Annotated in this window: 10 protein-coding genes and 2 pseudogenes; 4 read left to right on the top strand and 8 right to left on the bottom strand. The window is 66.5% G+C overall.

The features are described 5' to 3' along the window. Positions 1–1002, top strand: a 1002-nt coding sequence (locus DYI24_RS10150) for a polyprenyl synthetase family protein (protein WP_246701215.1), incomplete at its 5' end; no start/stop codon positions are given. A gap of 177 nt (positions 1003–1179) precedes the next feature. Here DYI24_RS10150 and DYI24_RS10145 read toward each other — a convergent pair. The 3 genes from DYI24_RS10145 to DYI24_RS10135 form a co-directional block, all read right to left on the bottom strand. Then, positions 1180–2082, bottom strand: a complete 903-nt coding sequence (locus tag DYI24_RS10145) for a 4-(cytidine 5'-diphospho)-2-C-methyl-D-erythritol kinase (RefSeq protein WP_164572204.1) — start codon at positions 2080–2082, stop codon at positions 1180–1182. Between the two features lie 105 nt (positions 2083–2187). Continuing rightward, entirely contained in the window at positions 2188–3969 is a 1782-nt protein-coding gene (locus DYI24_RS10140) for a tetratricopeptide repeat protein (protein WP_164572203.1), read from the bottom strand. 255 nt (positions 3970–4224) lie between these two features. Beyond that, positions 4225–5883, bottom strand: coding sequence for an electron transfer flavoprotein-ubiquinone oxidoreductase (locus DYI24_RS10135; RefSeq protein ID WP_107343213.1), 1659 nt, complete (start codon positions 5881–5883; stop codon positions 4225–4227). A 201-nt stretch (positions 5884–6084) separates the two neighbouring features. On the opposite strand from DYI24_RS10135, the gene DYI24_RS10130 reads away from it, so the two are divergent. Then, on the top strand, positions 6085–6915 hold the full coding sequence (locus DYI24_RS10130; RefSeq protein ID WP_164572202.1) for a uracil-DNA glycosylase: 831 nt from the start codon (positions 6085–6087) through the stop codon (positions 6913–6915). 57 nt (positions 6916–6972) lie between these two features. Here DYI24_RS10130 and DYI24_RS10125 read toward each other — a convergent pair whose 3' ends face one another. The 3 genes from DYI24_RS10125 to DYI24_RS10115 all read right to left on the bottom strand — a co-directional run bounded on the left by DYI24_RS10125 (position 6973) and on the right by DYI24_RS10115 (position 10705). Further along, positions 6973–8481: a glycosyltransferase family 39 protein gene (locus tag DYI24_RS10125; RefSeq protein ID WP_164572201.1), complete on the bottom strand. Its 1509-nt coding sequence runs from the start codon at positions 8479–8481 to the stop codon at positions 6973–6975. Positions 8482–8552: 71 nt separating this feature from the next. Next, positions 8553–9449 (bottom strand): ribonuclease HII, encoded by an 897-nt coding sequence (gene rnhB / locus DYI24_RS10120; RefSeq protein ID WP_164572200.1) that lies wholly within the window; start codon positions 9447–9449, stop codon positions 8553–8555. Between the two features lie 95 nt (positions 9450–9544). After that, the gene (locus DYI24_RS10115) at positions 9545–10705 is read right to left on the bottom strand and encodes a PA0069 family radical SAM protein (protein WP_164572199.1); all 1161 of its coding nucleotides are present in this window, start codon (positions 10703–10705) and stop codon (positions 9545–9547) included. A 182-nt stretch (positions 10706–10887) separates the two neighbouring features. On the opposite strand from DYI24_RS10115, the gene DYI24_RS10110 reads away from it, so the two are divergent. Together DYI24_RS10110 and DYI24_RS10105 are read left to right on the top strand one after the other, a co-directional pair. Further along, positions 10888–11454, top strand: a complete 567-nt coding sequence (locus tag DYI24_RS10110) for a glycosyltransferase (protein ID WP_164572198.1) — start codon at positions 10888–10890, stop codon at positions 11452–11454. Between the two features lie 155 nt (positions 11455–11609). Next, positions 11610–12551: a bifunctional helix-turn-helix transcriptional regulator/GNAT family N-acetyltransferase gene (locus DYI24_RS10105; RefSeq protein ID WP_164572197.1), complete on the top strand. Its 942-nt coding sequence runs from the start codon at positions 11610–11612 to the stop codon at positions 12549–12551. A gap of 159 nt (positions 12552–12710) precedes the next feature. Here the strand turns inward: DYI24_RS10105 and DYI24_RS10100 are convergent. Next, positions 12711–13459 (bottom strand): annotated as a pseudogene (locus DYI24_RS10100) (CoA synthetase). Beyond that, a pseudogene (locus DYI24_RS10095) lies at positions 13456–13683 on the bottom strand (CoA synthetase); the annotation flags it as partial. The pseudogenes DYI24_RS10095 and DYI24_RS10100, both read right to left, overlap by 4 nt.

Here is a 13683-nt window from a genome sequence, read left to right as displayed (position 1 = left end):
ATCGTACCCTTCGAGGGCCCCTCGACCGCCTCGATCGACCAACTCGTCGAACTTGTTGCGGCGGACATGGAGCGAGTCAACGCCACCATCCTGTCGCGGACCGGCTCCGACGTCACCATGATTCCTGAAGTCGCCAACCACCTGATCTCGTCGGGTGGCAAGCGACTGCGGCCGATGCTGACGCTGGCGCTGGCGAACCTCACCGGCTACCCCGGCGACGGCCACCTCAAGCTCGCCGCCGCGGTCGAATTCATGCACACCGCGACCCTGCTGCACGACGACGTCGTCGACGAGAGCGAGATGCGCCGCGGCAAGAAGTCGGCGCGGATGCTGTGGGGTAACGAGGCCAGCGTGCTGGTCGGCGACTTCCTGCTCGGCCAGGCGTTCCGAATGATGGTCGAGGTCGGCAGCTTGCGCGCGCTCGACATCCTGTCGTCGGCCTCCGCCACCATCGCCGAGGGCGAGGTGATGCAGCTCGCCGCTGCCAAGAACACCGCGACCACTGAAGACGAATATCTCGCGGTGATCCGCGGCAAGACCGCCGAACTGTTCGCCGCCGCTTGCGAAGTCGGCCCGGCGATCGCCAATCGGCCGAAGCCGGAGCAGTCGGCCTGCCGCTCGTTCGGCATGAATATCGGCATCGCCTTCCAGCTGATCGACGACGTGCTCGATTACGGCGGCAAGGCTGCCAAGCTCGGCAAGAACGTCGGCGACGACTTCCGCGAGGGCAAGATCACCCTGCCGGTGGTGCTGGCGTTCCGCCGGGGCAACGACGCCGAGCGCGAATTCTGGATCAAGTCGCTGGAGCGCGGCGAGATTTCGGATGCCGACCTCGATCAGGCGATCAAGCTGATGACCAAGCACCGCGCGCTCGACGACACCATCCAGCGCGCCCAGCACTACGGCGCAATGGCAGTCGACGCGCTGGCACTGTTCCCGTCCTCGCCGATGAAGACAGCTCTGGAGCAGGTGGTCGCGTTCTGCCTCGCGCGCTCGCACTGAGCGGGCGCAGCTCTTCCTGAAACAAGCACCGTCATTCCGGGGCGCTCGCGTCAGCGAGCGAACCCGGAATACCGCGGTTGTTTGGCCGAGAAGCTTCCCGGATCTGCGCCGCCGAGGTGCCATGAATCTCGAGATTCCAGGTTCGCGCTTCGCGCGCCCCGGAATGACAGAGAATGATCAGCTCAGGCTGCCGGCATGCACCCACCAGCCAGGATGCGCAGCGCGGAGCGTGTCCGCGGCGGCACGAGCCGAGGCATCATCGGCGTACAGCGCAAAGCAGGTCGCGCCCGAACCGGACATCCGGGCGAGCTGAACGCCGACGGTCGCCTGTAGCGCCTCCAGGACGGTGCCGACAACCGGCTCGACCTTGAGGGCCGGCGGCTCGAGATCGTTGGTACCGGCCTTGAGCGCCACGACCCAATCGGCGAGCGGCACGCCGGCTTTTGGCGGCCAAGCGGGCGCAGCGAGGACGTCGGTCGCGCCGACCGCAAGCGAACCCGGCTTCAGACCCAGCGCAGTGAACACGTCCTTGGTGGCCACCGGCACTCGCGGATTGACCATCACGGCCGGAATTCGCGGCAGCGGCAACGGCGACAGCTTCTCGCCGACGCCGGTCATCACGCAGGGCTTCGACGGCAGGCATACCGGGACGTCGGCGCCGGTCAGCCGGGCAGCTTCGATGAGGCGCGGATCGTCAACGGCGAGATCATTGGCGCGGGCGAGCAGCCGCAGCGCCGCCGCGGCGTCGGCCGAACCGCCGCCAATGCCGGCCGCCACCGGCAGATGCTTGTCGAGGGTGAAGGCGCCGGTGATCAGGTTCGGCACACGCTCGCCGAGCAACCGGGCTGCCTTCAGCACCAGATTGTCGGCGCTGTCGCCGCAATCCTGCGCGCCGGGGCCGATCGTGGTCAGGCTCAGCGCCGCACCCGGCTGCAAGGTCAGATGATCGGCGCAATCGGCAAACGCCACCACGCTTTCCAGCTCGTGGTAGCCGTCAGGGCGACGGCCGACCACGCGCAGCGTCAGGTTCACCTTGGCGCGCGCCTCGTCGCGCAGTGTTGTCGCAGAGCCGTCGGTCACGGAAATCGTCTCCTGGAGCGCCGGTTCTGAGCGAAACCGAACCGAAGCTCCACCCCCCTTTTAGGCGCGTTCGCGGTCCCGGCGCAAAGCCCTGACCGCGCCGCCTCAGCCGCCCTTGCCGTCTTCTTTCTTCTTGTCCGCGGAAGCCGCCGAGGCCTTGTCCTCTTCGGGCAGACCGTTGGAGATCTTGCCCTCGATCTTCGGCAGTTCCTCCGGATCCGGCTTGAGGTCGCGGGCGTGAGCCCACTGGAAGCGCGCCTCGAGCGTACGGCCGACCCGCCAATAAGCATCACCGAGGTGATCGTTGATGGTCGGATCCTCGGGCTTCAGCTCGATCGCCCGCTCCAACGTCTTCACCGCATTCTCGTAGTCGCCGATGCGGTAATAGGCCCAGCCGAGCGAGTCGACGATGTAGCCATCGTCGGGACGCTGATCGACCGCGCGCTTGATCATGGTCATCGCCTCGTCGAGGTTGATGCCCTGATCGATCCAGGAATAGCCGAGATAGTTCAGCACGTGCGGCTGGTCGGGCTGCATCTGCAGCGCCTTCTTCAGGTCGACCTCGGCCTTGGCCCACTGCTTGGAGCGCTCCTCGCAGATGCCGCGGAAGTAGTAATACACCCAGGCGTTTTTCTCGGCGCCGGTGAGCGCGTCGATGCCCTTGGAGTAAGTCTCGCCGCAATCGGCGAACTTCTTGCGGCCGCGCTCGATATTGCCGAGCGCCATGATGGCTTCGAGATCCTTGCCGTCCTCGGCGATCACGCCCTTGAGGATCTTGATCGCTTCCTCGCTACGATCGGAAGCATCGAGATCGGTGGCGAGCTGGATCTGGGCGTTGCGCTTCAGCGGCGAGGATGCCGGCACGCGCTCGTACACCTTGATCGCCATCTGCGGCTTCTTCACCGACTCGTAGAGATCGCCGAGCGCCAGCAGCGCGAGCGCATGGTTGGGTTCAAGGTAGAGCGCGAGCTGCAGATACACCAGCGCGAGGTCTTCGCCTCCGCGACGGGTCAGCGAAGCGCCGATGCCGTACAGCGCTTCGGCGGCGCCGGCCTGCGGGCTGTCGACCAGCGGCGCCAGCTTCTTGCCTGCCTTCACTTCGCGGATACCGTCTTCGATCAGCGGATGACGCGGCAGCTTCTTGTCGAACGCCTGATAGACCGCGAGCGCCTCCGCTTCGCTCTTGTTGCGCGACAGCCAGCGTGCATAGGACTCGACCACGCGCAGCGCGGAATCGTCGAGCTTGTAGGCGCGCTCCAGCCGTTCGCCGGCGTCCTTCTGGCGGTTGGCCAGCTCAAGCATCATGCCGGAATGCAGATCCTTGAAGATCGGATACCATTCCGGACCGGCGAGCTTGTCGATGTTGCCGACCGCGGTCTTGACGTCGCCGGCGCCGTACAGCGACCAGCTCGAAATCAGGGTGGCGATCAGGTCGGTGATCGGGCCGCGCACCGACTGGTTCACGTTACGAACCGCGGCGGCATACTTCTTGGTCTTCAGATCGCGGATACCGATCACCAGCCGGGCGACGCGGTTGGACTTGTCGATCTTCAGCACGCGATCGGCGAGCTTGACCGCCTCATCGATGTCGCCTTCGGCGAGCGACGAGATGAAGGCGCGGTCGAGCAGCTCGTTGTTGCTCGGATCAGTGCGGAGCGCCGAGCGGTAGAACGCAGCGGCGGAGGCCGCGTCACGTTCGATGCTGGCATGGCGGGCAGCCAGGTAGCTGCCGGCGGTCGTCATCGACCGCAGATCCTGGGTGGTCGGAAATTGTGCCGAGTTGTCGGCCGGGTGATCGGGGGTCTGCGCCAGCGCCTGTCCGGCGATCGGCATCGCCACCAGCGTGAGGGCGACGGCCATCGATCGACGGATTCGAAGGGAAAGCATCAAGGTTGCCTAGCTCCAGGAAAAGGCTCGTTGGCCCGGCCGCCGAGCCGGCAGCATCGTGTCGACAATGCCGCGTTTGGCGCTCAACCGCAAGGATAGGCCCGACGGCGCACAATGCCGCGGTCCCCGACGGCGCCGGTGGGCGGTCGCTGGATTGAGACGGTGGCAACATGGCAGGATCGTGGCCGCGCGGCGAGGCATCGCCTCGCCGCCGCTCACGGACGCGTGGTCAAAGCCGCGGGATCAGAACAGCGATCACATGCCCTGATAATTCGGACCGCCGCCGCCTTCCGGCGGAACCCAGGTGATGTTGCCGTTGGGGTCCTTGATGTCGCAGGTTTTGCAGTGGACGCAGTTCTGCGCGTTGATCACGAAGCGCGGGCCGGTCGGCTCTTCCACCCACTCGTACACTGCAGCCGGGCAGTAGCGGCCCGACGGACCGGCATAGACGTCGTGCTCCGACGTCTTCTGCAGTTGCATGTCGGCGACCTTGAGGTGCACCGGCTGGTCTTCCTCGTGATTGGTATTCGACAGGAACACCGAGGACAGGCGGTCGAAGGTCAGCTTGCCGTCCGGCTTGGGATTCTTGTGCGGCTCGTGCGACTTCGCCGGATCGAGCGTCGAGCGGTCGGGCTTGCCATGCGACAGCGTACCGAACACCGAGAACCCGAACGTCGAACACCACATTTCAAAGCCGGCCAGCACGACGCCGACGGCGGTGCCGAACTTCGACCACAGCGGCTTGACGTTGCGGACCCGGAACAGGTCCTTGCCGACGACGGAATCGCGCCAGGCGTTTTCGTAGTCCACCGGCTCGTCGTTGGTGCGCCCCGCCGCGAGTGCCGCCGCGACGTGTTCGGCGGCCAGCATGCCGGAGCCGATCGCGTTGTGGACGCCCTTGATGCGCGGCACGTTGACGAAGCCCGCAGCGCAGCCGATCAGCGCGCCGCCCGGGAAGGTCAGGCGCGGCACCGACTGATAGCCGCCTTCGGTGATGGCGCGGGCGCCATAGGAGATGCGCTTGCCACCCTCGAAGATCGGCGCCACCGACGGATGGGTCTTGAACTTCTGGAACTGCTCGAACGGCGACAGATACGGATCGTCGTAGTTGAGATGCACCACGAAGCCGACCGCCACCAGATTGTCGCCGTAGTGATACAGGAACGAGCCGCCGCCGACATTGTTGCTGAGCGGCCAGCCGAACGAGTGGGCGATCCGGCCCTTACGATGCTTGGACGGCTCGACCTGCCAGATTTCCTTGAGACCGATGCCGAACTTCGGCGGATTGGAATCCTTGTCGAGCTTGTAGTTGGCGATCAGCTGCTTCGACAGGCTGCCACGCGCGCCTTCGGCGAACAGCGTGTACTTGCCGAGCAGTTCCATGCCGCGGGTGTAGGAGTCCTTCGGCTGGCCGTCGCGGCCGATGCCCATGTCGCCGGTGGCGACGCCGCGCACCTCGCCATTGTCGCCGTACAGCACTTCGGTGGCGGCGAAGCCGGGATAGATCTCGACGCCGAGTTCCTCGGCCTTCGGCCCGAGCCAGCGGCACAGATCTCCGAGCGAGCCGATGAAATTCTTATGATTGTCGAGCATCGGAGGCACCATGATGTTTGGCACCTTGAGCGCTTTCGACGCGGTCATGACGTAGAAGTGGTCGTCTTCGACGTGGGTCTTCAGCGGGCAGCTCTCGTCTTCGCGCCAGCTCGGCATCAGGCGATCCAGCGCCGACACGTCGATCACCGCGCCCGACAGGATATGGGCCCCGACTTCGGAGCCCTTCTCCACGACCACCACGGACAACTCGGGGTTGATCTGCTTCAATCGAATGGCGGCGGACAGTCCCGACGGGCCTGCTCCCACGATCACGACGTCGAATTCCATCGATTCGCGGGGCGGCAGCGTTTCATCACTCATCGTTTTTTCTCGCAGGACTCTCGGAGACGTTTCCTCGGGTGTTCTTTCGCATTTTTAGAAGAAGAACAACCACCCAAATGTACCGGCTGGCTCATCTTTCCAGCTTCGAGATCATAGATGCGAAAATAAGTTTCGCATTGCGGAACATGATGCATCGAGATCGGCTGTTCTGTTTCCCGCATTCACGGTAAACCACGCCGCATGACACCCGATCCTGTGCCGAGCCTGCGTCAATTGCTCGCGTTCTATGTGGACGCAGGGGTGGATTGCGCGCTCGCAGAGGATCCGATCAACCGGATGCTCGACGACGCGCCTGAGCCCACTGCACGCGAGGCGGCGCCCGAGCCTCGCGTGATCGTCAAGCCAGCCTTACATGCACCGCCGCCCCCGCCGCTGGCATTCGGTGCGCCACCTGCGAGCCCGGACGCTGCGATCATCTCGGCGCGCGAGGCCGCAGCGACCGCCCCCAGCCTGGACGTGCTGCGCGAGCTGATGCAGCGGTTCGACGGCTGTGCGTTGCGCGCGACTGCAACGCAGCTGGTGTTCGCCGACGGCAATCCGCAGGCCAAGGTGATGTTCGTCGGCGAAGCGCCCGGCCGCGACGAGGACATCGAAGGGCTGCCGTTCGTCGGCCGCTCCGGCAAGCTGCTCGACCTGATGCTCGCGGCGATTGGGTTGAACCGCGGCAACGTCTACATCGCCAACGTGATCCCATGGCGGCCGCCGGGTAACCGCACGCCGACGCCGCAGGAGACCCAGATCTGCCTGCCGTTCATCCGGCGGCAGATCGAACTGGTGAACCCGGACCTGCTGGTGACGCTCGGCAATCCATCGACCCAGGCGCTGCTCGGTACCCGCGATGGCATCATGCGGACCCGCGGCCGCTGGTTCGACTACGACACCGGCACCCGCACCATCCGTGCCCTGCCGACGCTGCATCCGGCCTATCTGCTGCGCCAGCCGACCTACAAGCGGCTCGCCTGGCAGGATCTGCGCGCGATCGCCACCGCGCTCGCCGAGACGTCCAACTAAGCACTTCAAGCAAGAAGGTCGGTTCGTCTGCGCCGGCGCTGCACGTCTGTGACGGGCTTAAGGCGCTTTCGGCCGCACGATCGCCCAGCCGATCCGCAGCAGCGGCTGACGGCCGGAGATCATCCGGTCGAAACCGCGCGGCAGCTCCGGCACGATGCCCGGGAAGCGTTGGGCGATCTCGTCCGGCGGTCGGCCCGCCGTATCGGCCGCACGCCACACCACCACGCCGCCGTTACGTTCGAAGTCGCCTTGCATGATCCACGGCGTCCGCGCCGGCGTCGCATCGAGAAACAGATGCGGGCGCGACGGCGCCAGCGCGATCAGGCTGGCGAGCTGCGGATCGCCGGCGACCGCAGGCAGCGGCTTGCCGGTGCGGCGTTCGAAACTGTCGGCGAAGAACTGCGCCATCTGCTTGGATGGCAGCGAGGTCGGCACCTCGGTGCGAGTCAGCCAGGGCTGCACAACCACGGTGAAGATCACCGCGACGGCGGGTGCTGCGATCAGCGCCGCCCAGGCCGAGCGCAACAGCCGCTGGCGATGCAGATACAGCACGTCGCCAATCACCATCATCACCGCGAGACCGGCGAGCAGCAGCACCACGCCCGCACCGCCGACCACATGGCCGAGGCCGAACACGGCGGCCGCGATGCTGGCGACGATCGGCGGGACCAGCGCGAACACATAGACGAACTGCCGCGCCAGCGGATCGACCGGTGGCCGCGCGATCATCGGCGCGTCGTGATGCTTGGGGGCGAACCGGCCGATGTTGAGCACAGCGAGCAGCGCAATGCCGGCAAGCGAGATCACCAGTCTACCGAACAGCTTCAATCCCAGCAGCGCGCGATCGCCGAGATCCGCCGTGGTCGGCAGCGCCGGCAGCGCAAACTGATCGGCGCGCAGCAGCCAGACGCCATAAGGCAGCGCCAGCACGGCGATCACCAACAGGGCAAATACCGTGTCGAGCGAGACCACGGCCCGGCGGCAGCGCGCATTGGCGAGCGCAAAGGCGAGCGGCAGCAGCAGCAGCGCCGGCGCCGCAACGGTGGTCAGCAGCAGCAGGCCGATCTCGATCGACAACGCGAACCAAGCCGCACGGCGGTGCTGGCCGATCACCTGCCAGCCGTGCCACAGCACCAGCGCCCACAGCGGCCGCGCCAGGATCAGCGGGCCGAACTCGACGCCGGAGCCGGCAAAGGCGGTGACGGTCGAGGTCAGCAGCACCGCGACCACAGCGTATTGTGGTCCGACTACGCTGCGGGCGAGCTGGAACAGCGCATAGAACGTGACGACGAAGCAGAGCTGCGCCAGCACATAGACGCCGATCATGTGATTGCCGGCGGCCCGATACGCGACATCGGCGAGCCAGAACGCCAACGGCGGACCAAGATCGGTGCCGACCTGGTACTCGCGGCCATAGGCCAGCACCACCGCCACATCGCCGGGAGGGCTGGCGTAGAACAGCGTCGGCACCAGCACCCACAGCAGCGCCTGGGCGCACACCACCAGCCAGAACACCAGCAGCGGCCGTGCGCGGATCAGTTCGACGATCAGGGAGGCGAAGCGCATGTGGGGCCAGCGAAATTCGGTCTGACCGTGATAGAGCCCGGCGGCCGCACGCGCAACCGGTGCCGCCGCACTCACGCGGTGGCTTCGACCGTGACGTCGGCCTCGAACAGGTCGCGGATCTGCGGCGGCCGAGCGCCTTCGATCTTCTGCCAAGCTGCGGCGACCGGCGCGAAGAAGCGGCGGTGATGCACCGTCGGACCAAGCCGGGCGAGCGCATCGAGATGCTCCGGCACGCCGTAGCCCTTGTGCTGCTCGAAGCCATAGCCCGGGCATTCTTCGGCAAGCCGGCACATCAGCCGGTCGCGTGACACCTTGGCGATGATCGAGGCCGCGGCGATCGAGGCAATCAGCCCGTCGCCGCCGATCACAGCTTCACAGTCGCATTTGGTTGCCAGCCGGTCGCGGCCGTCGACGAACACATGGCGCGGCATCTCGGGCAGCGCGTGCACCGCGCGGGTCAGCGCCCACAACGACGCGCGCAGAATGTTGTCGCGATTGATCCGTTCCGGCGAGGCATAGACCACCGAAACCTGCGCGGTGGCGCAAATCTCGTCGAACAGCGCCTCGCGCTTCTCCGCCGTCAGCCGCTTGGAATCGTCGAGCCCCTTGGGCACGCGCTTGGGATCGAGCACCACCGCGGCCGCCACCACCGGACCAGCCAGCGGACCACGGCCGGCTTCGTCGCAGCCGGCGATCGGCCAGATGCCGCGCTTGATCAGCGTGCGCTCGCGCCGGAAGCTCGGCGGCGCCACCGCGATCACGCCCTTCAGCCCCTTGGCAGAGGCGGGCTTTCTGCCGGCAGTTTCCTTCGCGCCGGCCTTGGAAGAAACGGCCTTGGACGCAGCAGTTTTCGAATCCCGAACCTTCGTGGTGGACGCTTTCCCGCCATCCGCTCTGGCGGCCTTGCCGCCCGATCGACTCGCGAGCTCGCCCGGAACCTTGATCGGCTGTTTGGTATCCCGAATCATGCCGCGATGCTGCGGGCGAGGCACAGCCGGCGCAACCGTAAACTCCGGATCATGCCCGCAATTCAGCGAGACCAGCGGGAACCGGGCCCTGCCCCTCAGAACAGGCTGAGTTGCTGCCCGGCCTTCTCCGGCTTCTCGAAATGATCGAGGGTCAGCTTGGAGCGGCGCTTGTTCAGCCCGAGCCGCGTGCAGGCGGTCTCGAACCTCCGGCCGATCATCCAGGCGATCGGGCCGGTCCCCTTCATCCGGGTGCCCCATTGCGAGTCGTAGTCACGGCCGCCGCGCATGTCGCGGATCAGCGTGAAGACGTGGCGATAACGATCCGGATAGTTCGCCATCAGCCATTCGCGGAACAGGTCGCGCACTTCCAGCGGCAACCGGAGCAGTACGTAGCTCGCTTCCTTGACACCGGCATGGGCGGCGGCATCGAGGGTGCGCTCGATCTCCATGTCGTTGAGCGCCGGGATCACCGGCGCCACCATCACAGTGGTGGGGATGCCAGCATCGGCGAGCAGCTTCAGCGCTTCAAGCCGCTTCGCCGGTGCCGAAGCGCGCGGCTCCATGCTGCGGGCGAGCTTCGGATCGAGCGAGGTGACGGACAGCGCCACCTTGGCGAGCTGCCGCTTGGCCATCCGCGCCAGGATGTCGATGTCGCGCACCACCAGCGCCGATTTGGTGACGATGCCGACCGGGTGGCCGGTCTTCTCCAGCACCTCGAGGATGCCGCGCATGATTTTCCGTTCGCGCTCGATCGGCTGATACGGATCGGTGTTGGTGCCGATCGCGATCATCCGCGGCTCGTATTCCGGCGCCGCCAGTTCACGCTCGAGCAACGCAGGCGCATCGGGCTTGGCGAACAGCCGGGACTCGAAATCCAATCCCGGCGACAGACCGAGATAGGCGTGGGTCGGCCGGGCGAAGCAGTACACGCAGCCGTGTTCGCAGCCACGATACGGATTGATCGAGCGATCGAAGCCGATATCGGGCGAGTCGTTGCGGGTGATGACTTTGCGAGCGGTATCCAGCGCCACCGTTGTCTTGAACGGCGGCAGGTCCTCAAGGCTCTCCCAGCCGTCGTCGAAGGCAGTTCGCGCCTCGGCCTCGTAGCGGCCGCTGGCGTTGGACTGCGCGCCGCGACCGCGGCGCCGCTGCTCGTCAACCGCCGCCTCGATGGCAGGGAAAGGGGAAGGCGCGCCCACCGGCTCGGAGGGCGCCGTGACCGGCGGGCGCTTGAGGGCATTGGATGCTCTGCTCATGCGTCCAAGATAGCGAGTCGAAAGAACAAATCAAGAACAAACGTTCGACCCGCACCGTCTGTCACCCAGCAACGCGCCGGAGTTTGCCCGGATGATGGGCATTGCGCAATTCGCGGCTGATTTCGCGGCAATGAGGTGCTAAGCGTGGCGCGCATCTGTCGTCGTAGGGTCACCCGCCGGACATGTTGAGTGTGATCATTTCTACCGAAGGCGTCGAGCGGACCGCCGTCGCCACGCTGGCGTCGCTGGTCCCAGGCGCTGCGGCCGGGGTCGTCAGCGACGTAACCTTGGTCGACCGCGGCGGCAGCGACACCATCGCCCGCGTCGCCGATGTGGCGGGCTGCAACTACCTCGCCTTCGACGGCAATCGCGCCGAAGCGCTCGCGGCCGGAGCCAAGCAGGCACGCTCGCCTTGGCTGATGTTTCTCCATGCCGGTGCGGTGCTCGATCCGGGCTGGATCGAGGAGACCACCCAATTCATCGAAGGCGTCGCCGCCAGCGGCCATCCGCGCGCCGGCATCTTCCGCTACGCCAGATCGCCCTACGCACCGAGCGGGTGGCGCGAAGGCCTGACGGCGCTGATCCGCAGCTTCTCCAACTCCGGCGCTGACCAGGGGCTTGTGATCGCGCGCGACCATTATGTTCGCCTCGGCGGGCACGCGGGACATGGCGCGGAAGCAGCGTTGCCGCGCGACCTCGGCCGCTCGTCCCGCACCCTGCTGCGCAGCCGCGTCATCCTCGCCGCCTGACCTCGCTTCGAAGCCGCCCCTTCGATCGGACAGCACGTCATAATAGTTGTCTTCAGCAACCATTTTGTTGACAAAAGCAATTAATATGGCTGAGATGGTTCCGCTCGCCCCGCGATCTCGCCAGAAGATCGCCAAAGGCCGACCGGAGACGACGAATGGAAGCAGCCATCGCGCAGCAGCAATCGAACCAAGGCGACGAGGTCGCGCTGGTGCGGGCCTTCAACCGGTTCTACACGGCACGGCTCGGCGTGCTCGAGCAGCGGCTGATGGACAGCCCGTTCTCGCTCACAGAAGCGCGGATTCTGTACGAGCTGGCACATCGCGAGGCGCCGACCGCCAAAGAGATCGGCTCCGAGCTGAAGCTCGATCCCGGCTATCTGAGCAGGATCATCCAGGGTTTTGCCGATGACGGCCTGCTGAAGCGATCGCCCTCGCCAGCCGACCGGCGCCAGCATCTGTTGACGCTGACCGCCAAGGGCCGCGCCGCTTACGCCAAGCTCGAACGCAGTTCACAGAACGAAGTGACCGCGATGCTGTCGGGCCTGCCGCCTGCCGAGCGGGCGCGGCTGACCGCGGCGATGTCCGCCATTCAGGGGTTGCTTGGTGCAGGGAGCGCGCCGCCGCCGATTCTGCGCAGTCCGCGGCCTGGCGATATCGGCTGGGTGGTGCAGAGCCACGGCGCGTTCTATGCGGCCGAATACGGCTTCGATGCGTCGTTCGAAGCCCTGGTGGCGGAGATCGCCGGACAGTTCCTGGCGTCGCACGATCCAGGCCGCGAGCGTTGCTGGATCGCCGAGTACGACGGCGCCCAAGCCGGCTCACTGTTCCTGGTGCGGGACAGTGACGACGTCGCGAAGCTGCGGCTGCTGCTGGTCACGCCGCAGGCGCGCGGCCATCAACTCGGTCGCAAGCTGATCGACGAAGCGATCGGCTTCGCGCGCCACTGCGGCTATCGCAAGGTCACACTGTGGACGCAGAGCATCCTGACCGCGGCTCGGCGGATCTATCAGGACGCGGGCTTCCAGCGTGTCGCGGCCGAGCCGCATCGCAGCTTCGGCCAGGACCTGATTGGCGAGACCTGGGAGCTGAGCCTGTAATGCCGCCGCGGCGCACCGAGCCGCCGCGTGTCACCGCCGAGCTGATCGCCTTCCACACCAAACGTGGGCGGGCGCTGCAGCGCGCCGCGCTCGTGACCGCTCTCCAGATCATCATTCGCCGGCTGCGCGCCGCGCGGACGTCGCAGCCACAAGAAGCGCCTACGCCGCCCGATCCGCCACCAGCGTTTCGGCAAATTGCGGGTAGCACTCGGCAAGCTCGTCGGTAACGCGGCCGCGCAGCAGTGCCAGCGTCTCCGCGTCCGGCTCCGGCGTGAACGGCATCTGCGCCGGAACGTCGTAGTCGAATCCCGTGGCGACGCGGATTTCCTCCGCCGAGCTGCCGCGATGCACGCTGCGCAGACAGAACCGCTTGCGCTGCTGATCGAAACCAAACAGCGCCAGCCCGGTGAGCAGCGCGTGCGGACCGCCGCTCCGATAGATCCGCTCGCTCGCGCCTGGCGCGCTGACGAAGTCGACCTTGTCGACCAGGACGCGCGGCGAATGCTCCTCGCGAAACAGGATCACCCGCGGCACCAGATAGTACATGAAGGCCGAGCCGAACGAGCCGGGCCAGCGCACCTGGCTCGCCGGATAGTCGCCAGTGCCAACCAGATTGATGTTGGCCTCACCATCTGGCCGCCGCCGAGGAAGAACGCATCGATCCGCCCTTGCGCGGTGGCGTCGAACAATTCGAACGCACCGTTGGTGAAGAAGTTGTGCTGTCGCGAGCCGAGCACGATCACCCGCACCGGGTCGCGGCCGCGGCTCTCATTGCGGGCGCGCAGCAGCATCGCGCCGGCGGCCGGAATCGGCGACGAGGCGCCGACCGCGACGGTGCGGACGCCGTCGAGCAGATCGGCGATGGTGGCGATCAGGATTTCACGCGAAGTCGCAGGTGCCCGGCTCATGCCACCGCCTCGAACTTCCGGGCGAAGCCCTGCATGTAGGCGGCGAAGCCCTCAGCCGAGCGCGCCATCTTGGCGTAGCGCGCGACCTCGGCGGTGTCGGTATTGTATTCGCCGGCGAGGCTGAGCGGCCACGCACCATTCTTGGCCTCGGCGATCGCACTGACATACAGCGCCGGCAGCACGCCGGCGGCGGCGTTCCCGTCCGCCAGCAGCCAAGTCCCGAC

Origin of the sequence: Rhodopseudomonas sp. BR0C11 (genome assembly GCF_010820945.1) — a bacterium.
In the GTDB taxonomy this organism is placed as follows: domain Bacteria; phylum Pseudomonadota; class Alphaproteobacteria; order Rhizobiales; family Xanthobacteraceae; genus Rhodopseudomonas; species Rhodopseudomonas palustris_H.
The sequence above is the reverse complement of the archived record's forward strand: the minus strand, read 5'-3'. Positions and strand labels throughout refer to the sequence as shown.

Excerpts from the sequence above, each read along its gene's own strand:
- DYI24_RS10140 (WP_164572203.1), bottom strand. The coding sequence starts at position 3,969 with ATGCTTTCCCTTCGAATCCGTCGATCGATGGCCGTCGCCCTCACGCTG.
- DYI24_RS10115 (WP_164572199.1), bottom strand. The coding sequence starts at position 10,705 with ATGAGCAGAGCATCCAATGCCCTCAAGCGCCCGCCGGTCACGGCGCCC.
- DYI24_RS10125 (WP_164572201.1), bottom strand. The coding sequence starts at position 8,481 with ATGCGCTTCGCCTCCCTGATCGTCGAACTGATCCGCGCACGGCCGCTG.
- DYI24_RS10110 (WP_164572198.1), top strand. The coding sequence starts at position 10,888 with ATGTTGAGTGTGATCATTTCTACCGAAGGCGTCGAGCGGACCGCCGTC.
- DYI24_RS10130 (WP_164572202.1), top strand. The coding sequence starts at position 6,085 with ATGACACCCGATCCTGTGCCGAGCCTGCGTCAATTGCTCGCGTTCTAT.
- DYI24_RS10105 (WP_164572197.1), top strand. The coding sequence starts at position 11,610 with ATGGAAGCAGCCATCGCGCAGCAGCAATCGAACCAAGGCGACGAGGTC.
- rnhB (WP_164572200.1), bottom strand. The coding sequence starts at position 9,449 with ATGATTCGGGATACCAAACAGCCGATCAAGGTTCCGGGCGAGCTCGCG.
- DYI24_RS10135 (WP_107343213.1), bottom strand. The coding sequence starts at position 5,883 with ATGAGTGATGAAACGCTGCCGCCCCGCGAATCGATGGAATTCGACGTC.